Raw genomic sequence first — 17,124 nt, 5'->3', positions numbered from 1 at the left:
GATGATCCCCTCGCGCGCCCTCGTGCTGCTCGCGATCGTGCCCCTCGGGCTCGCGGTGGCGACGCTCGTCGATCGCACGCTGCTCCTGCCCATGCTCGCCGCGGACGCGGGCATCGCGCTCTGGGCCGCGATCGACGCGCTCCTCGCGCGGAGGCCGCTTGTGACGGTGAAGCGCCACGCCCCCGCGGTGCTCTCCATCGGGCGCCCCAACCTGATCACGCTCGAGATCCGCTCGCTCTCCCGCCGCAAGCTCTCGATCGAGGTCGCCGACGATCTCTTCGATCACGCCGAGAGCGACGACCTGCCCGTGAAGCTCGAGCTCCCGCCCAGGGAGCGCGCGACGGCCCGCTACCACGTGCGCCCCACCCGCCGCGGCGCGCACACGATCGGCGATCACCACGTGCGCTACCTCTCGCCGTTCGGCCTCTGGATCCGGCAGGTCACGGTGCCGGCCGAGACGCAGGTCAAGGTGTACCCCGACGTGCAGGCCGTGCGCACCTTCGAGCTCATGGCGCGCCAGGATCGCGATCCGTCGGCGCTGCGCGCCTCGCGCAAGCGCGGCGGCGAGAGCGAGTTCGAGCGCCTGCGCGAGTACCGCCGCGGCGACGAGTTCCGCTCCATCGACTGGAAGGCGACCGCGCGGCAGAAGAAGATCATCAGCCGCGAGTACCAGCTCGAGAGCAACCAGAACCTCCTCTTCCTCCTCGACGCGGGCCGCCTGATGACCGCGCAGACGCAGGGGCTCTCGCTCTTCGATCACGCGCTCAACGCGAGCTTGATGCTCTCGCACGTCGCCGCGCGCGGCGGCGACCGCGTGGGCCTGCTCGCCTTCGCCGACGGCATCAAGAGCTACGCGCCCCCGGTGAGCGGCGCGGGCGCGGCCAAGCACGTGCTCTCCGCGGGCTATGACCTCTACCCCGAGCTCGTCGAGACCAACTACGGCGCGGCGTTCCAGCACGTGGGCCTGCGCGTGCGCAAGCGGAGCCTGATCGTGCTCTTCACGCAGGTCGTCGACGACGTCGCCGCGAGCGAGCTGCTCCGCCTGATGCGCGGGGTGATGCCGCGCCACCTGCCGCTCATGGTGCTGCTGCGGGACGTGGAGATCGACGCGCTGGTCGAGGGCGGCGACGCCGACCCGTACACGCGCGGCGCCGCCGCCGAGCTCTCGAGCTTCCGCGATCGGCTCGTGCGCGACCTCAAGAACCACGGCGCGCTGGTGCTCGACGTCGCGCCCGGCCAGCTCACCGGGCAGCTCATCAACCGGTATCTCGAGATCAAAGCGCGCCATTTGCTCTGATCTGCGGGGCGGCCCCGGCGCCCATTGCTGCTCCAGCAGCAATCGGTGCTGATCCATTGCTCCTGCACAAGCACACCGGCGCCGGCTCGAGCCGCCGATCACGCCTCAGCGCGTCACGCTCCGCGGGGAGATCGCCTTAAGATGAGCGCATGTCCAGCGAGCAACCCGAGCAGTCCCTTCCCCTGCCCCGCGCCGAGCTCCGCAGGGCGAGCCGCGTCCTCGACGCGCTGGAGCGCGCCGGCAACAAGCTGCCTGATCCGGCGGTGCTCTTCGTCCTGCTGGCCGCGGTGGTCGTGGTCCTCTCCGCGGCGCTGGCGACGCTCACGTTCAGCGAGATCGACCCGCGCACGAAGCAGCCGCTCGTGATCCACAGCCAGCTCTCGGGCAAGGCGATCACCGAGTTCCTCTCGACCATGGTGCAGACCTTCACGAGCTTCCCGCCCCTCGGCGTTGTGCTCGTGGCCCTGCTCGGGGTCGGCATCGCCGAGCGCTCGGGCTTCATCAACGCCGGCCTGAAGAAGGTCCTCGCGGTCACGCCGAGGGTGCTGCTCACGCCGATGCTGATCCTCGTGGCCATCGCGAGCCACACCGCGGCCGACGCGGGGTACGTGCTCGTCATCCCGCTCGGCGGCGTCATCTTCCAGGCCGCCGGCCGGCACCCGCTCGCGGGCATCGCCGCGGCGTTCGCGGGCGTGTCGGGCGGCTTCAGCGCGAACTTCATCCCGTCGAGCCTCGACCCGCTGCTGCAGGGCCTCACGCAGGCCGGCGCGAGCATCCTCGACCCGAAGCGCACCGTGAACCCGCTCTGCAACTGGTTCTTCTGCAGCGCCTCCTGCCTCGTGATCGTCGCGGTCGGCTGGTACATCACCGACCGCGTGATCGAGCCGCGCGTGGCCCGGACCCCCGTGGACGCGGCGCCCGAGGGGGAGCAGCGCATGACGGCGGCGCTCACGCCGCGCGAGGCGCGCGCGCTCTGGCTGGCCCTCGCGTCGATGGCGGCCAGCGTCGCGCTGCTGGTCGCGGCGAGCGTGCCGGCCTCGTCGCCGCTGCGCGCGCCGAGCGGGCAGCTCACGGTCAGCGGCGCGCCGCTCATGGGCGCGATCGTGCCGCTCATCTTTCTCTTCTTCCTCGTCCCTGGGCTCGTCTACGGCTACGCGGCCGGCACGTTCACGAGCCACCGCGACGTCATCGACGGCATGAGCAAGACGATGAGCACGATGGCCTATTACCTGGTCATGGCCTTCTTCGCCGCGCAGTTCATCCACCTCTTCAACCGCTCGAACCTCGGCGCGCTCCTCGCGCTGAAGGGCGCCGCGGGGCTGCAGGCATTGGCGCTCCCGAGCGCGGTGACCATCGTGGGCGTCATCCTGCTCACGGCGATCACCGACATCCTCATCGGGTCCGCGTCGGCGAAATGGGCGCTGCTCGCCCCGATCCTCGTGCCCATGCTCATGTCGATCGGCATCTCGCCGGAGCTCACGCAGGCGGCGTACCGGATCGGGGACTCGACGACGAACATCATCTCACCGCTGATGGTGTATTTCCCGCTCGTCGTTGTCTTCTGCCAGAAGTACGTGAAGGGCACGGGGATCGGCACGCTCGTCGCGCTGATGGTCCCTTACTCGGTGACCTTCCTCGTCGCCTGGACGCTGTTCCTTCTCGCGTACTGGCAGCTCGGCTTCCCGCTCGGGCTGGACGCGCCCTATGTCTACCCCTGATGAATCCGGCGCGTTGAAGCGGCGAGGGAGCGCGCTCACGGGCAGCCGCCGCCCGGACAGGTGTTGCAGGTGACGGTGATGCCGCCCGAGGAATCGTCGACGCGGCACGCGGGACAGCCCGCGTCGGCACATTCGCAGGTGACAGGGCCAGCTCCGCAGGGATTGGCGATGCACGTCCCGAAGAGGGCGCCGCCCTGGATCACCGAGCAGATCTGGCCGGGCATGCACTCCTGGCTGCCGGTACAGGGAAACGCGGCGCAGGGTCGCGTCTCGAGCGTCCACCCCGATGCCAGGCAGGTCGCGACCGTACGCTGGCCATCTTCGCAATCGCCATAGAAACAGGAGGGGCCGTTTTGCTGCCGGCACTCCGCCTCGGGCACCGGAATGGTCTCCGGGCAAAGCGCGGTCGGAGGCGGTCCGCCGGCGCCGCTGGTGGTCGTGCCGCCGGTCTGCGAGCCTCCGGTGGTCGCGCCGCCCGTGCCCGCGCCGCCGGTCGTCGAGCCACCCGTGCTCGCGCCGCCCGAGCCGCCGCCGCCATCCAAGCTGCCGCCGGATCCGGACGTCGCTCCGGCGCCCGCGCCTCCGCTGCCCCCCGATCCGCTTTCGGCGTTGGAGCTCTCTCCGCCACAGCCATAAAGCGCGGCGAGCACCAGCACAAAACTACCACGAACGTGAATAAAGGCGGTTCCTGACATGGGCAGAGCGATTAACAAGCCGTGTACCAGGCGGCCAATTGCACGGGAATCCGAGCAGCTCGTGGCGCTCCTGTGCTGGCCGACCCGATCCGGGCGCCAGAGGATGCCGACGTCGTGGCACACCCGTGCGCTGCTCGTGTGAGCGAGCGCCGCGCCCGCCGGCTCGTCCTGCGCACATGGTTTGATGGAACATCGCAGCAGGGTCGTTCGCCAGGCAGGCGCAGGCTGGCGTCCCGGCCGCCGATGTGGACACCCGTTCCTATACAGTGTACACTCGTCCATATGTCGACGCCTCACGATCCCCGGTCCATGCGCGAGCGGATGCTCGCTGGCGACCTCTACATCGCCGACGATCCCGAGATCGCCGAGCAGAGCGCGGCTGCGCTCGATCTCATGGCGGCGTACAACGCGACGTCGCCCCGGCAGCGCCCGCTGCGCCGCCGCTTGCTGGAGCAGCTGCTCGGCGCGATCGGCGAGGGCACCGAGATCCGCCCGCCGTTCTACGTGGACTACGGCTCGCGCATCACGCTCGGGGCGCGCTGCTTCGCGAACTTCGGGCTGGTCGCGCTCGACGTCGCGCCGATCACGATCGGCGACGACGTGCAGATCGGCCCGAACGTGCAGCTGCTGACGCCGACGCACCCGGTGGAGCCCGAGCCCCGGCGGCAGAAATGGGAGGCGGCGAAGCCCATCACGATCGGGAACAACGTGTGGCTCGGCGGCGGCGCCATCGTGCTTCCGGGGGTGACCATCGGCGACAACACCGTGGTCGGCGCGGGCTCCGTCGTGACGCGCGACCTGCCGGCCAACGTGATCGCGGTCGGGAACCCCGCCCGCGTGATCCGCACCCTCGACGCCGCGGGGGCCGCGCAGGCGCCGGGCGGGGCGCGAGGGTGACGGAGGCGCGATGAGCGCCGCCAGGGCGAGGCGCGCCGCCCCCGCGCGGCGGGCCCGCCGCCACGACCCCGGGCGCCGGGAGCGGCTCCTGGCGACCGCGCTCGACGTGATCGCCGAGCAGGGCGTCGCCGGCGCGTCCCACCGCTCGATCGCCCGGGCCGCCGACGTGCCGCTCGGCTCGACAACGTACCACTTCGCCTCGATCGACGAGCTGCTCGCCGCGGCGTTCACCCGGCACGCGGACGACATGGCCGCCCGCTTCGAGGAGCAGATGCGCGCCGCGTGTGACCGCGGGGCCGCGGTCGAGCTCCTCGTCGAGCACCTCACCATGGCCCTGCTCGGCTCGGAGCGCGACCTGGTGCTCAGCGTCGAGCTCTATGTCGCCGCCGCCCGGAGGCCCGCGCTGCGCGCCGTCACCCAGGCCTGGATGCTGCGGAGCCGGCGCGCGCTGGAGCTCCACTTCGACCCGGTGACCGCGCGGGAGCTCGACGCGCTGATCGAGGGCCTCGTGCTGCACAGCGCCCTGTCGACGGATCCCATGGCGCCCGAGCAGATCCGGCACGCCATCCGCCGCTTCACCCGCTGACCTCCCGCAGCAGATTGCCCGTCAGGGGCGAGCGCTCGCCCGTCACTTCAGCACGACGCGCACGAGCGCGAACTCCGACCCGAACCAGCCGCTCGTCGGCCGCGAGTACGTGATGTACTGCACCCGGCCGCCGTCCTCCTCGTACTCCGCGTGGTGAACCGAGTCGTACGGCGCGCGCTCCTCCGGGGCCGTATAGAGGGTGGCCTCGTCCGACCATGGGCCGGTGAGGTCCGGGGCGGTGCGCGCCACGATCCGGTGCTCGAACGGGGGCGAGTAGACCGCCAGCCACGCCCCGAGGTGCTCACAGTACGAGACGGACATGATGGGCGCGCCGTCGAACAGCTCCGCGGCATCCCCGGCGTCGTCGCTCCAGCCATCGCCGTCGAAGTAGCGGAAGGCGCCCCGGTCGAGGGGCGTCTCGAGCGGCACGCGCGCGAGGCGGCACGGCTTGGACAGGCTGCCGTCGCACGCGAAGGTGTACAGGTCGTCGCCGTGGGCGACCAGCGCGGCACCCCAGCCGGGCTCGCCTTCCCCGAAGAGAAGGTCGGGGTGCTCGGCGCTCGCGTCCACGATCGGCCGCACCGGCGCCTCGTCGAGGCCCTCCCAGATCGCGAACGACTGGCCCACGCCGCGGAAGTTGAAGTCGCCCGGCTCCGCGTAGATGAGACCATACGGGATCAGGGCGCGGTCGCGCGCCGCATCGAACACCGGCGCCCCGGGCCACACCGCCCAGCGGGCGCCGCATGGCGCCTCGGCGCAGTCATCGCCGGCGTGAGCGTCGTTGAACGCCTGCTCGTCCGTGGTGGGCGCGATGAAATACCCCGGCGCCCCCGCGCCGTCGGCCGGGGATGAGAAGCCACCGATGCCGTCGGACGCGTCGAGATCGTCCGAGATGTCGAACGAGTTATGGTGCCAGTTCGTCCCGGCCTCGTCAGCCTGCGTGAGGACGGTATCGCCGTAGACCCAGACCGACTTGCCCCACGCGACAGCGCTGTCTCCACCGTCGCGCCCTTCGATCCATGAGCTCTTCTCGATGACGCCGATCTCCTCGGCAGACTCGACGCCTGGGCCCGGCTCCCCGCCACACGCCGCGACGACCAGGTGCGCGAGGACGATGGGGACAGAACGGGAGAGCGTGAGGGATCGGCGTATGGAGCGCATCACGCCATCCTCCCACGACAGCGGACCGCGCATCGAGCAGATCGACCCGCCTGGCGCTCCGCTCGACATCGTCCTCGACGACCGACTTCGTCCTCTTCGGCTCGCGTCGCTCTGCCGGCGACCGCTTCAGCTCCGGCTGGGATCGCGTTGCCTTCAGCGAGCCCACACGGGCTCGATGGGCAGCTCGACGACGAAGGTCGAACCCACGCCGAGCGCGCTCTCGACCCGGATCGAGCCGCCGTGGGCCTCGACGATCTGCCTGGCGATGAAGAGGCCGATGCCCACCCCGGCGTAGTCGCGCGACGAGACAGCGCGCTCGAACCGCTCGAAGATCCGCGCCGCGTTCTCCGGAGCGATGCCGATTCCATGATCGCGCACCGCGATCACGGCCGTGTCCCCACGCCGCTGTGCGCTGAGCTCGACGGGAGCGTTCGCGCCGTACTTCAGCGCGTTGGACACGAGGTTCGTCACCACCTGCTCGATCCGCAGCGCATCCCAGCGACCGAGGATCTCGCGCTCGACGCGCAGAGACAGCGAGCAACCCGCCTGCGCCAGCACCCCCTGGAGGGGCTCGACGGCCTGACGCACCACCTCGACGAGATTGACCCTCTCGGGCTCGAGCTTGAGACGACCCGCCTTGATGCGCGACAGATCGAGCAGCTGCTCGACGAGCCGCGTCAGCCGCGCGACCTGTCGAAGGCTCCCCTCCACCGCCCGGACGGTGCCGTCGTGCCGGAGGGTCGCTGACTCGTCGCCGCCGAGCCTGCGCTCCAGCACCTGCAGCGTGAGCTGGAGCGCGGCGATGGGCGTTCTGAGCTCGTGGGACGCGATGGAGAGGAACTCGTCTCTCTCCCGGACGGCAGCCTGCACGGCCTCCTCACGGAGAGCGAGTCGGCCGCGATCTTCTACGGCCCTCCCCCGATCCCGGTCGATGCATTCCAGCGCGGCAGCGCTCTTCCAGATGTGGCGCACGATGAGGACGATGCAGCCGATGACGAGGAGCGACGACTCGAACGCCGAATCGTAGAGGCCGAGCTTCCGCCCCTCCACGATCACCCAGCCGAGGACGAACGGCGCGCCGAACGCGGCGAGAATCAGGCGTCGTGCCATCACGCCGCCTGCCCCCGCGCTCATCAGCAGCTCGACGCCGCTCAGCTCGGGCCGCGCGCACAGGACGCCGGCAGACAGCACCAGAAAGAGCAGCGCCGTATGCAACGCGACCTCGGTCGTCGCCCCGACGCCATAAAGGTACCCGACCCCGAGCACGTATCCGAGCACCACCAGCTGCCCGAACAGCGCGATCAGCACGACCAGCGCGGAAAAAAGCCGGCGCACGCGCCGCGCCTTCACGTCGAGGAGCCACAGCGCCGAGCCGACGAGGACAAAGCAGATGGCCGTCGTGATAGCCATCCTCCCGAGGTGAGGGGTGCCGACGGCGCCCGGCCCCTCCCGGAAGAGAATTTGATCGATATGGAGCGGCCGGTTCAGCGCGTATTCCAGGAACGTGAGCAACCCGACGACAGCGACCCCGCCGGCGCACGCCCGCGAAAGCCGGCGCGTCCACAGGCTCGATCCCGCGCGGCAGTGGAGCCACAGCGACGCGGCGGAGGCAAGGAACGCCAGCGCCGTGTTCACCTTCATGGTCACGAAGGTCGGATGAACACTCTTGAGAGTCTGAACATCGAGCCACCAGCCCACCAGGACGGCAGCAGCGGTCACGACGGTGATGGCGCACGCGGCTCGTGGGACGATCCCAATCCAGCCGATCAGAGGTGAACCAGGACCTTCGCGCGGGCAGCCAGGCCCATCCAGTCCGGGGCTTCGCCCGCCCGCTTTCGACATCATCGTTCACGGGAGATTGGCTCCGAACACCGCGATGCGCAACGTGCGCGAGAGGCCGCGCGCTGCCTTCTCGTCATGCCTCCCAGCGCCTCTCTCCACGAGTTTTTTTGGCATCTTCGGGTCAGCGATCTGCGCGGGGGCAACCCAGGCGGAACGGCGGTGTCCGCCCGGCCGCGGATGGAGCGGCAGAGGTCGCGACCTGCTGCGGCGCGCCGAGCACGCGGATCGCCGCCGCCATCCCCGGCCGGACTTCTATCGGGCGGAACTAACGTTCGGAGACCTCTGGGCGATCCGCGCGACCCCCGGCCGCCGCCTCGAACCACGCGCGCAGCGGCCGTGTCCCGCGCGCGGGCGCGACCGAATCGGACACCATGACGGCCGCCACGAACTCGAGCAGATCCGACAGCCGCGGATGCACCCCCGCGAGCAGCACGCTCGTGGACCGGAACACCCCCGCGGGGACGTGCACGACGTGCCCCTCCTTGCCGACAGCGGCGAAGGCCAGCCGCATCACCTCGTCGCGCGTCATCACGTCGGGCCCGCCCACGGACACCACGTCAGGGCCCTCGGCGAGCACCTCGACGAGCGCCTCCGCGACGTCCACGGGGTGAACCGGGTTGGTCCTCGCCCGTCCGTCGCCGGGCACGGCGCCCACGCCGGAGCGCGCCATCGCGATCAGGTCCGTCAGCGCGGTGTAGATGCCTGTCGGGCGCACGGACGAGGACGAGAGGCCCGAGGCGCGAATCCGCTCTTCCACCTGGAGATGGGCAGAGATGTACCGCGTGTGGGCATAACCGGGGCCCGGGTGCGCGGAGAGATAGACGAAGCGCTTCGCCCCCGCCCGCTTCGCGGCCTCGATCAGGTGCGTGTTCGCGACGACGTCGACGTCCTGGTAACTCCTGCGCTCGCGCAGCGCCATCGAGACGTTCGCGCCAAGACAGGAGACGACCGTGTGGATGCCCTCGAGCGCCCCGGCGAGGACCCCGGGCTCCGCGGCGTCGGCGACGACCACCTCGGAGGCGAGGCCGCGGACGCGCGCCGCGTTCTCGGGCGAGCGAGAGAGCGTGCGCACGAAGCGCCCCCGCGCGCGGAGCAGGCGCAAGAGCTCGATGCCGACCGCGCCCGTGGCGCCGGCGAGGAGGATTCGCTGCTCGGTCATCGGTTCATCCGCTCCTTTCGAGCGCGGCGCCCGGGAGCGCCCGCCGGTTCAGGCCATCCGCCGGACCATCTTCGTGTGCGGGATCCCCGCCTCGTCGAAGATCGGCCCCTCCTCGACGAAGCCGAGCTTGCGATAAAACGCCGCTGCAACGACCTGGGCGTTCAGGACCAGCGCGCGCGCGCCCTCGGCCCCGGCGACGCGGATCGCCTCCTCCATCAGCCGCCGTCCGAGGCCCGCGCCGCGAAGGTCTTTCCTGACGGCGACGCGGCCGACCTTGAGCGCGCCCTCGTACGGCACGATCCGCATCGTCGCGACGACCTCGCCGCCGTCGAGGACGACGAAATGCCGCGCGACGGGGTCGAGCTCGTCCATCTCGATGTCCTCGGGCACGGACTGCTCGACGATGAAGACCTCGCGCCGGAGGCGGAGCGCGCCGGCGTAGAGCGGCGAGTCGCTGCGGATCGGGAGGACGTCGCCGGCCATGCCCGCTTCGTGCGCCGTCTCGGGCGCTGCGTCCACCCGATTCAGCGCGCCTTTTGGCTGCTCCGCGCAGACGCTCCGGCCTCGGAGGAGCTAGCCTGATCGGACCGTGAAGATCATGACCTTCAACATCCTCTTCGGCGGCGAGGATCGGTTCGAGGCGATCCTCGCGATCGTCGCCGCCGCGCGCCCCGATCTGCTCGTCCTCCAGGAGTGCGTGGGCTGGGAGGACGGCGCCCGGCTCCGGGCCGTCGCCGAGGCGATCGGCGCGCCCGCCGGCGAGCGGCACGCCGTCCTGGGCAACGCCAACCCGCGCCCGAACGGGAGGCGCAACCACGTCGCCGTCGTCAGCCGGGCGCCGCTCGCCGGCGCGCGCGTGCACGCGCCCGAGGCGCTGGCGCACTGCCTCGTCGAGGTCGAGCTCTCGCTGGGCGGCGAGCCGCTCGTGGTGCTCGGCACCCACCTCAACGCCGGCAGCGAGGATCGCCGGCTCACCGAGGCCCGCTGGCTGCTCTCCCTCGTGCCGCCCGCCCGGTTCGCCTCGGGCCTCTGGGCGCTCGCCGGCGACCTCAACGCGCTGTCGCGCCGCGACCCCTACCCCGCGGACCTCGGCGCGCGCCTCGCGGCGGCCGGCATCGAGAAGTACGGCAGCCCGCCGCGGTTCGACACGATGGATGCGATCGAGGCGTTCGGCTGGGCCGACGCCCTGCTCCTGAGGCCGCGCTCCTCGCGCTGGTTCACCGCGCTGCGCGGGCGCGACGGCGCGCAGGTGGAGACGCGGACCGACTACGTGCTGCTGTCGCCGCGGCTCGCCGGCCGGCTCGCGCTGGCCGACGTCATCGACGTCGGCGCCGCGTCCGACCACCACGCGGTCGTCGCCGAGCTCTCCTGACACCGCGCGCCGCGCGGACGATCCGTCCACGCCTCTGCAACTGCAACAGCGAGGCACCGTTCGCTCAGCAATCCTCACGGCGAGCGCGGTGGCGGCAGCGATCGAGCCATGGACGGAGCGCCGGTGTGACCGGGTCGAACCGGGACGACTGCACTGGAACAGCACACAACGCGATGTCTTCGGCTCGCCAGCGGCCGACAACATGATTGAATCGGCGGTATCGCGCGCGACACGCGCGGGGGGCTCGGTTACGCATCCGTTACGCAAACGCTTCGGTCCGCGCCATGGATTCACCCTACGGCCTGCAAGCTGGCAGCATCATCGGCGGCGACTTCGAGGTCGTGCGCACGCTCGGCTCGGGCGGCACGGGCAGCGTCTATCTCTGCCGCCAGCACAGCACCGCGCGCCAGCGCGCCGTGAAGGTCATGCACCCGGTGCGCGCCGTCGACCCCGAGGAGCGCCGCCGCTTCGAGCGAGAGGCGCGAGCTCCTGGGCTCATCGGGTCCCCGCACATCGTCGAGGTGCTGATCGCCGGCGTCGACGGCGGGACGGGCCTGCCCTACCTCGCGATGGAGCTCCTCCAGGGCGAGACCCTCTCGGCCTGCGTCGAGCGGGCAGGCCCGCTCCCGCTCGCGGAGGCGCGCCGCGTCCTCGGGCAGCTGGGGCGCGCGCTCGAGGACGCGCACGGCGCGGGCATCGTTCACCGCGATCTCAAGCCCGAGAACGTCTTTCTCGAGGAAGCGGGCGACGGCGCCGCGCCGCGGGTCAAGCTCTTCGATTTCGGCATCGCCAAAGTCATCGCCGACGCGCGCGCCTCGCTGACGGCCGCCGTCGGCACGCCCCTCTGGATGGCCCCCGAGCAAGCGCGCGAGAGCCAGGGGGCGCTCCCCCAGAGCGACGTCTGGGCCTATGGGCTCCTCGCGTTCTTCGTCCTGACGGGCAAGCCCTTCTGGCAGGGCCGAGACCTCCCGGCGCTGCTCCGGGAAGTGCTGTTCGCGCCCATCCCCACCGCGAGCCGGCGCGCGGGAGAGCTCGGACTGCCGCCCTTCTTCGCCGGATTCGACGCCTGGTTCTCTCGCTGCGTCGAGCGCGACCCCCTCGCCCGCTTCACCGGCGCGTCCGCGATGTGCCCTGCCCTCGATCGCCTCCTCGACGGCGCCGCGCGCGTGGCGCCGACCGCGCCGGCGTCGACCGCGCCGGCGTCGACCGCGCCGGCGTCGCGCCGCCGCACCTCGCTCCCGCCGCCGGAGGCGTCGTCCGGCGCCGCGGCGGCGCGTCGCCGCAGCTCGCTCCCTCCGCCCGAGGCCTCCCCGGCCGGCATGGTCACGGCGAGGCCGCCCGCCCCCGTCGCCGCCTGCTTCAACAGCCCGCTCGCGGCCCCGCCGCTCCGGGATCACGACGATCCCGCGCCGCCCGCGAGCTCGCCGCCGCGCAGCGAGGGGGGAAGCAGGGCGACGAGGCCTTTCCTCCACGCGCTGGATGAAGATCACTGCGTCGCCACCTGGAAGGGTCTCCTCTTCCAGATCTGGCGCCGGCACACCACGGCGGCCGCGGTGAGCGAGGTCCGGAGCATCCTGCGCGAGCGCGGCAGCGAGCTGCAGGCGACGCTGGTCATCCTCGAGGAGAACACCGTCCCGGCGGGGCGGGAGGTCCGGAGCTCGCTCGCAGAGCTCTCCAGGGAGCTCGCGGCCCACGGCATGTGCGCCGCGCTGGTGTTCGAGGGCCACGGCTTCAAGGCGTCGCTCGTGCGCAACGTGGCCATCGAGTTCATCCTGCTGAGCCGCTCGCGGCTTCGTTACGAGGTGTTCAGCACCATGGACGACGCCGTCGCCTGGCTGATGCGCAACCGCCCGACGCGGGACTGGCTCAGGGAGCTGCCGGGGGTCACGGAGGCCCTCCGCCGCGAGGTGGCGGCGCACGCGGCGCGGGCGTCGCACATGCCCTAGCGAGGAGGCCGAGCGCGCCGACCCGGGACGAGCGCGGCAGCTCGCCGGGCGCGCTCCGCCGTGCTGCGCGCGCCGCCTTTCGGCTACGCTCGCCGCGCGACCTCTCGCGGGAGGGGGAAGCAGGAGGAGGAGCGAGCGTGGTGGATCTGCCGATCATGGACCGTGCGCCCGGGGACGACGCGGCGGCTCGACGCGACCGCCTGCTCGCCGCGCTGCTCCGCGGGCCGGACGCCCTCGTGCTGCTCCGCTGCGACCCGGTCCTGGCGTTCCTCGCGGGCAGGTCGGCGCCCCTCCAGATCGCGCTCGTCACGGCGCCGGGGGACCCCACGGCCGACGAGCTCCACGCCCTGCTCGAGCCGCTCGTGAAGGCGGTGCAGTCCGGCGGGCCGCCGACGCACGTCGTGCTGGTGGGTGGCGGCGCTGCCCCGGGCCAGGCCGCGCTCGCCAAGGTCGCGCCGTTCGTGCAGCCCGTGCGGATGGGCTTCCACCACCTCGACGCGGCGGGCGAGCTCGCGCGCGTGAAGGGGCAGGCCCTTCCGGCCCTCGAGCGGGCCCACGAGCGCCTCGCCGAGGCGGGCCCGCTCGAGCCTGAGGCGCTCGCGGAGGCGCTCGCCGAGGGGCAGGCGCTGGCGCAGCAGGAGCGCGCGATCGTCGACAGGCTGAGGGGCAGCCGCCGCGTCACGGCGACGCTCATGATCGCGTGCGCCGTGCTGCTCGCCGTGAGCTACGCCTTCGGCTCGGGCACCCATGAGGCGGCGCTGTGGCGCATGGGCGCCAACAGCGGCGAGGCGGTGCGCCACGGGGAGCTCTACCGGCTCCTCGCGTCGGCGTTCCTGCACGCCGACCCGATGCACCTCTTCGTCAACATGCTGGCGCTGTGGTCCTTCGGCCCGATGCTCGAGGCGCTCTTCGGCCCGCGGCGCTTCCTCCTGCTCTACGGGGCCTCGGCGCTCGGCGGGTCGCTCGCGAGCGCGATGCTGGAGGAGCGGTGGAGCGTCGGCGCGTCGGGCGCGATCTGGGGGCTCATGACGGCCGGCATCGGCGTCGCGCTCCGGCCGCACGGGCTCCTGCCCCCCGCGATGATCGCGCAGATGCGCAGCCGCGCGTGGCTGCCGCTCGGGCTCAACCTCGTCTACAGCTTTCAGCCCGGCGTCGACCTGCTCGCCCACCTGGGCGGCGGCGTCGTCGGCTTCGCGCTCGTCGTCACCGTCCTCCCCCGGGGCCTCACGCCCGTGGACCAGCGCGAGCGCGCGGCGGACGCCGAGCCGAGGCCGCGCCCCCTCCTCACGGCGGCGGCCGCCCTGACGGCCGCGGCGATGGCGCTGTCGGTGGCGACGGCTTTCGCCGCCGGCCGCCCGTGGGAGCTCCGCGCGCCGCCGGCGCTGACGCGCACCGCGGTCGCGGACACGGGCGTCGCCCTGGACCTGCCGGAGGCGCTCGCGAGCGCCGCGTCCGTGGAGGAGCTGTCCGGCGTCCGCTTCCACACGTACGGGCAGCTGCCCCGGACGCCCGTCGTGTTCCAGGTCGCCGTCTTCCCGCTCGAGGGCGCGGTGCCGCCCGAGCAGCTGGACGCCCTCCTCGAGCAGGAGCGCAAGGTGCTCGACGAGCAACGGCCGGCGAACACCGTCACGAAGGGCCCGGCGGCGCGCATCACGCTGGGCGGGCGGCCGGCGGTGAGGGTCAAGAACGGGCTCAAGAACGGGGTGCAGATGGTGAGCTACGTCGTGGTGCTCGGGGACCGCGAGGTGATGCTCCAGGCCTACTCGACGGCGGATCGGCCGGCGACGTGGGAAGGGATCGAGGACAAGGTGGCGGCGACGATCGTGGCGCAGTAACACCCGGCGGGCGGCGCCCGCGGCCGGCGCCGTGAGCAAACCACCTTGCGGAGAGAGCGATCCCGTGGAGCACATGAATTCTCTGATGCAGCCGATCGGCCACCCCCTCCCCGGCTGGACGCCGCGGCCGCTGCCGCCGCGCGAGATCCTGCTCGGGCGCACGTGCCGGGTCGAGCCGATCGATCCCGAGAAGCACGCGGCGGACCTCCATGCGGCCAACCTCGCGGACGCGGAGGGGCGGGGCTGGACCTACCTGCCCTATGGGCCCTTCGCGACCCTCTCGGACTACCGGGCCTGGATGGACGCCACGTGCCTGGGCGACGATCCGCTGTTCCATGCGATCATCGATGCGACGACAGGTCGGGCGGTCGGCGTCGCGGCGTACCTGCGGATCGACCCCAAGAGCGGCGTGATCGAGGTCGGACACCTCAGGTACTCGCCGCTCCTTCAGAGGACGCCTGCGGCGACGGAGGCGATGTACCTGATGATGCGGCGTGCGTTCGACGAGCTCGGCTACCGCCGCTACGAGTGGAAGTGCGACGCGCTCAACGCGGGCTCGCGGGCGGCGGCGGCGAGGCTCGGGTTCCGCTTCGAAGGCGTGTTCCGGCAGGCCGCGGTGGTCAAGGGGCGCACCCGCGACACGGCGTGGCACGCGATCATCGACAAGGAGTGGCCGGCGGCGAAGGCGGCGTTCGAGCGCTGGCTCGATCCTTCGAACTTCGATGGAGCGGGCCGCCAGCGGCAGAGCCTCTCCGCGCTGATGAGCGCGGAGGAGCGGCGGTAAGACGGGGGTGACCGGGCGACGGCGAGGCGGCGCCACGTCGCCCGGTGGTGGGGTACCGAAGGTGGAGTCTTTTAAACCGCGAGGACGCCACAAGACGCCATAAGACGCCAGGATGATTATTTTTCTTGGCGTCTTGTGGCGTCTTGGCGGCTCCATCATTCCGGCTGGATGGGGGAATTCCCCACCACCTGCATTTCATCCCCACACCACGCGGTCGAAGTCCGGATCGATCCCTGGTCGGATCGCGTCGGCCCAGGCGCGACGTTCGTCGATCTCGTACTCGAGCGACTCATCGGCGAAGTCAGCATGCGCTGCGTGAAGAACCAAGGATCGATCGTGAGGCCGTCATCGCCGTGATCGTCGACGTCGATCGTCTCGCCGTCGGGTGCGGTCAGGCAGAGGCCGATGCCGTGAAAGTAAAACTTCCAGCCCGGCATGCCCGGTACGTCGCCACGGCGGGAGGCACGAGAGAGGCGCTCACGCTGGACCCGTACCAACCAGCGCTGCCGATCGACCTGCCGCGCGAGCGCCACGAGGAGCCACGCGTGCCACGGGTCAGGAGGCGGACCGGCGGTGACCGGGCCCGCGCCCAGGGCGGCGCGAACTGCGACGAGGACGGGATGCACAGGCGTCGTCGTGACGCGGCTGGGCTTGCGCGGCAAGGCTCATCCAGCAAGCGACACATCACCTCCTTTCAACGCTCGCGCGCATCGCTCAGCCAAAGCATGGTTCTCTTGAGGCTCAACGAGCTGCTCGTATGCGCCTTCGAACGAAGCGAGATCATCAAGAATCTTCTGTCGATTCCCGACCGCATAAGCCCACGCGGCGACGACATCGAGCATGTGGGCACCGTTGTAGAAATCGACCAAGAGCCTCTCAATGTCCATCACGCCTCTCCTCATCCAATTTCCCACTCCCCCCTTACGCCAGACCTCAGATGCCGCCGCGGAGGTATCCGCCTCGCACAGGCGAGCGTACACGGAGGGCTCGGCGCTCCACTCGGCTCTCCCCGGCGAGCTCGGCCCCTCCCCAACCGCCGCGCCGGCGCCCCTCCCGCCCGCGACGCACGCCGCCTGGCCGGAGGCGCCGCGCGGCCCTACCTTGACCGCCATGAAGAAGCTCCGTGTCGATGTCTGGTCCGACATCGCGTGCCCGTGGTGCTACGTCGGCAAGCGCCGGCTCGAGGCCGCGCTCGCCAGGTTCCCGCGCCGGGATGCCGTCGAGGTCGTCTGGCGCGCGTTCGAGCTCGACCCCTCGGCGAAGCGCGTGCTCGACACCGAGGTCTCCTACGCCGGGCGCCTCGCGAAGAAATACGGCGTGCCGGTCGCCAAGGCCGAGGGGATGATCCGGCAGATGACCGAGGTGGGCGCGGCGGACGGCCTCGATCTCCGCTTCGACAAGGTCCGGCCCGGCAACACCTTCGACGCGCACCGCGTGCTCCACCTCGCGGCCGAGCGCGGCGTGCAGGACGCCGTGAAGGAGCGGCTGCTCCGCGGCTACATGACCGAGGGCGAGGCCATCGGCGAGCCGGAGGTGCTCGCGCGCCTCGCCGGCGAGGCGGGGCTCGACCCGGAGGAGGTCCGCGCGGCGCTCGCGAGCGACGCCCACGCGCGCGAGGTGCGGGCCGACGAGGCCGAGGCGCGCGAGATCGGCATCACGGGCGTCCCCTTCTTCGCGTTCGGGGGGCGGTACGGCGTCTCCGGCGCGCAGCCGGCCGAGGCCCTCCTCGGCGTGCTCCAGAAGGCGTGGGACGAGGCGGCCGGCGCGCCTGAGCAGGCGCTCGCCGAGGGGGCGGCCTGCGGCCCGGACGGGTGCGCGTGACCCGCCGGGCG

Annotated in this window: 16 protein-coding genes; 9 read left to right on the top strand and 7 right to left on the bottom strand. The window is 71.9% G+C overall.

The features are described 5' to 3' along the window. Position 1: 1 nt before the first annotated feature. Positions 2–1,297 (top strand): DUF58 domain-containing protein, encoded by a 1,296-nt coding sequence (locus WMF46_RS07560; RefSeq protein ID WP_437984993.1) that lies wholly within the window; start codon positions 2–4, stop codon positions 1,295–1,297. 149 nt (positions 1,298–1,446) lie between these two features. Then, positions 1,447–3,015, top strand: coding sequence for an AbgT family transporter (locus WMF46_RS07555; RefSeq protein ID WP_437984992.1), 1,569 nt, complete (start codon positions 1,447–1,449; stop codon positions 3,013–3,015). 35 nt (positions 3,016–3,050) lie between these two features. On the opposite strand, the gene WMF46_RS07550 is transcribed toward WMF46_RS07555, so the two are convergent. Continuing rightward, entirely contained in the window at positions 3,051–3,710 is a 660-nt protein-coding gene (locus WMF46_RS07550) for a hypothetical protein (protein ID WP_437984991.1), read from the bottom strand. Positions 3,711–3,992: 282 nt separating this feature from the next. Between WMF46_RS07550 and WMF46_RS07545 the strand changes: the two genes are divergently transcribed. Together WMF46_RS07545 and WMF46_RS07540 are read left to right on the top strand one after the other, a co-directional pair. Further along, positions 3,993–4,607: a sugar O-acetyltransferase gene (locus WMF46_RS07545; protein WP_437984990.1), complete on the top strand. Its 615-nt coding sequence runs from the start codon at positions 3,993–3,995 to the stop codon at positions 4,605–4,607. A 10-nt stretch (positions 4,608–4,617) separates the two neighbouring features. Beyond that, positions 4,618–5,193, top strand: coding sequence for a TetR/AcrR family transcriptional regulator (locus WMF46_RS07540; RefSeq protein ID WP_437984989.1), 576 nt, complete (start codon positions 4,618–4,620; stop codon positions 5,191–5,193). Positions 5,194–5,235: 42 nt separating this feature from the next. Here the strand turns inward: WMF46_RS07540 and WMF46_RS07535 are convergent, their stop codons facing one another. The 4 genes from WMF46_RS07535 to WMF46_RS07520 form a co-directional block, all read right to left on the bottom strand. Beyond that, entirely contained in the window at positions 5,236–6,354 is a 1,119-nt protein-coding gene (locus WMF46_RS07535; RefSeq protein ID WP_437984988.1) for a DUF4185 domain-containing protein, read from the bottom strand. 153 nt (positions 6,355–6,507) lie between these two features. Next, positions 6,508–7,995: a sensor histidine kinase gene (locus WMF46_RS07530; protein ID WP_437984987.1), complete on the bottom strand. Its 1,488-nt coding sequence runs from the start codon at positions 7,993–7,995 to the stop codon at positions 6,508–6,510. 466 nt (positions 7,996–8,461) lie between these two features. Continuing rightward, positions 8,462–9,355 (bottom strand): SDR family oxidoreductase, encoded by an 894-nt coding sequence (locus tag WMF46_RS07525; RefSeq protein ID WP_437984986.1) that lies wholly within the window; start codon positions 9,353–9,355, stop codon positions 8,462–8,464. Between the two features lie 48 nt (positions 9,356–9,403). After that, positions 9,404–9,874: a GNAT family N-acetyltransferase gene (locus WMF46_RS07520; protein WP_437984985.1), complete on the bottom strand. Its 471-nt coding sequence runs from the start codon at positions 9,872–9,874 to the stop codon at positions 9,404–9,406. A 79-nt stretch (positions 9,875–9,953) separates the two neighbouring features. On the opposite strand from WMF46_RS07520, the gene WMF46_RS07515 reads away from it, so the two are divergent. The 4 genes from WMF46_RS07515 (at position 9,954) to WMF46_RS07500 (ending at position 15,292) form a co-directional block, all read left to right on the top strand. After that, the gene (locus WMF46_RS07515; RefSeq protein ID WP_437987868.1) at positions 9,954–10,727 is read left to right on the top strand and encodes an endonuclease/exonuclease/phosphatase family protein; all 774 of its coding nucleotides are present in this window, start codon (positions 9,954–9,956) and stop codon (positions 10,725–10,727) included. A gap of 284 nt (positions 10,728–11,011) precedes the next feature. After that, positions 11,012–12,673, top strand: coding sequence for a protein kinase domain-containing protein (locus tag WMF46_RS07510; RefSeq protein WP_437984984.1), 1,662 nt, complete (start codon positions 11,012–11,014; stop codon positions 12,671–12,673). A 140-nt stretch (positions 12,674–12,813) separates the two neighbouring features. Beyond that, complete coding sequence (locus tag WMF46_RS07505) at positions 12,814–14,508, top strand: rhomboid family intramembrane serine protease (protein WP_437984983.1); 1,695 nt, start codon at positions 12,814–12,816, stop codon at positions 14,506–14,508. A gap of 73 nt (positions 14,509–14,581) precedes the next feature. Beyond that, the gene (locus WMF46_RS07500; RefSeq protein ID WP_437984982.1) at positions 14,582–15,292 is read left to right on the top strand and encodes a GNAT family N-acetyltransferase; all 711 of its coding nucleotides are present in this window, start codon (positions 14,582–14,584) and stop codon (positions 15,290–15,292) included. A 155-nt stretch (positions 15,293–15,447) separates the two neighbouring features. Here the strand turns inward: WMF46_RS07500 and WMF46_RS07495 are convergent, their stop codons facing one another. Both WMF46_RS07495 and WMF46_RS07490 read right to left on the bottom strand, forming a co-directional pair. Then, on the bottom strand, positions 15,448–15,954 hold the full coding sequence (locus tag WMF46_RS07495; protein WP_437984981.1) for a DUF6896 domain-containing protein: 507 nt from the start codon (positions 15,952–15,954) through the stop codon (positions 15,448–15,450). Positions 15,955–15,957: 3 nt separating this feature from the next. Then, the gene (locus WMF46_RS07490) at positions 15,958–16,179 is read right to left on the bottom strand and encodes a hypothetical protein (RefSeq protein ID WP_437984980.1); all 222 of its coding nucleotides are present in this window, start codon (positions 16,177–16,179) and stop codon (positions 15,958–15,960) included. Positions 16,180–16,402: 223 nt separating this feature from the next. Here WMF46_RS07490 and WMF46_RS07485 point away from each other — a divergent pair, with 223 nt between their 5' ends. Next, the gene (locus WMF46_RS07485) at positions 16,403–17,113 is read left to right on the top strand and encodes a DsbA family oxidoreductase (protein WP_437984979.1); all 711 of its coding nucleotides are present in this window, start codon (positions 16,403–16,405) and stop codon (positions 17,111–17,113) included. Positions 17,114–17,124: the final 11 nt, after the last annotated feature.

Source organism: Sorangium sp. So ce117 (assembly GCF_051524395.1).
In the GTDB taxonomy this organism is placed as follows: domain Bacteria; phylum Myxococcota_A; class Polyangia; order Polyangiales; family Polyangiaceae; genus Sorangium; species Sorangium cellulosum_B.
The sequence above is the reverse complement of the archived record's forward strand: the minus strand, read 5'-3'. Positions and strand labels throughout refer to the sequence as shown.

Coding starts and splice junctions, on each gene's coding strand:
- WMF46_RS07550 (WP_437984991.1), bottom strand. CDS start 3,710: ATGTCAGGAACCGCCTTTATTCACGTTCGTGGTAGTTTTGTGCTGGTG.
- WMF46_RS07540 (WP_437984989.1), top strand. CDS start 4,618: ATGAGCGCCGCCAGGGCGAGGCGCGCCGCCCCCGCGCGGCGGGCCCGC.
- WMF46_RS07510 (WP_437984984.1), top strand. CDS start 11,012: ATGGATTCACCCTACGGCCTGCAAGCTGGCAGCATCATCGGCGGCGAC.
- WMF46_RS07555 (WP_437984992.1), top strand. CDS start 1,447: ATGTCCAGCGAGCAACCCGAGCAGTCCCTTCCCCTGCCCCGCGCCGAG.
- WMF46_RS07485 (WP_437984979.1), top strand. CDS start 16,403: ATGAAGAAGCTCCGTGTCGATGTCTGGTCCGACATCGCGTGCCCGTGG.
- WMF46_RS07515 (WP_437987868.1), top strand. CDS start 9,954: ATGACCTTCAACATCCTCTTCGGCGGCGAGGATCGGTTCGAGGCGATC.
- WMF46_RS07560 (WP_437984993.1), top strand. CDS start 2: ATGATCCCCTCGCGCGCCCTCGTGCTGCTCGCGATCGTGCCCCTCGGG.
- WMF46_RS07490 (WP_437984980.1), bottom strand. CDS start 16,179: ATGGACATTGAGAGGCTCTTGGTCGATTTCTACAACGGTGCCCACATG.
- WMF46_RS07535 (WP_437984988.1), bottom strand. CDS start 6,354: ATGCGCTCCATACGCCGATCCCTCACGCTCTCCCGTTCTGTCCCCATC.
- WMF46_RS07530 (WP_437984987.1), bottom strand. CDS start 7,995: ATGAAGGTGAACACGGCGCTGGCGTTCCTTGCCTCCGCCGCGTCGCTG.
- WMF46_RS07545 (WP_437984990.1), top strand. CDS start 3,993: ATGTCGACGCCTCACGATCCCCGGTCCATGCGCGAGCGGATGCTCGCT.
- WMF46_RS07500 (WP_437984982.1), top strand. CDS start 14,582: ATGAATTCTCTGATGCAGCCGATCGGCCACCCCCTCCCCGGCTGGACG.
- WMF46_RS07525 (WP_437984986.1), bottom strand. CDS start 9,355: ATGACCGAGCAGCGAATCCTCCTCGCCGGCGCCACGGGCGCGGTCGGC.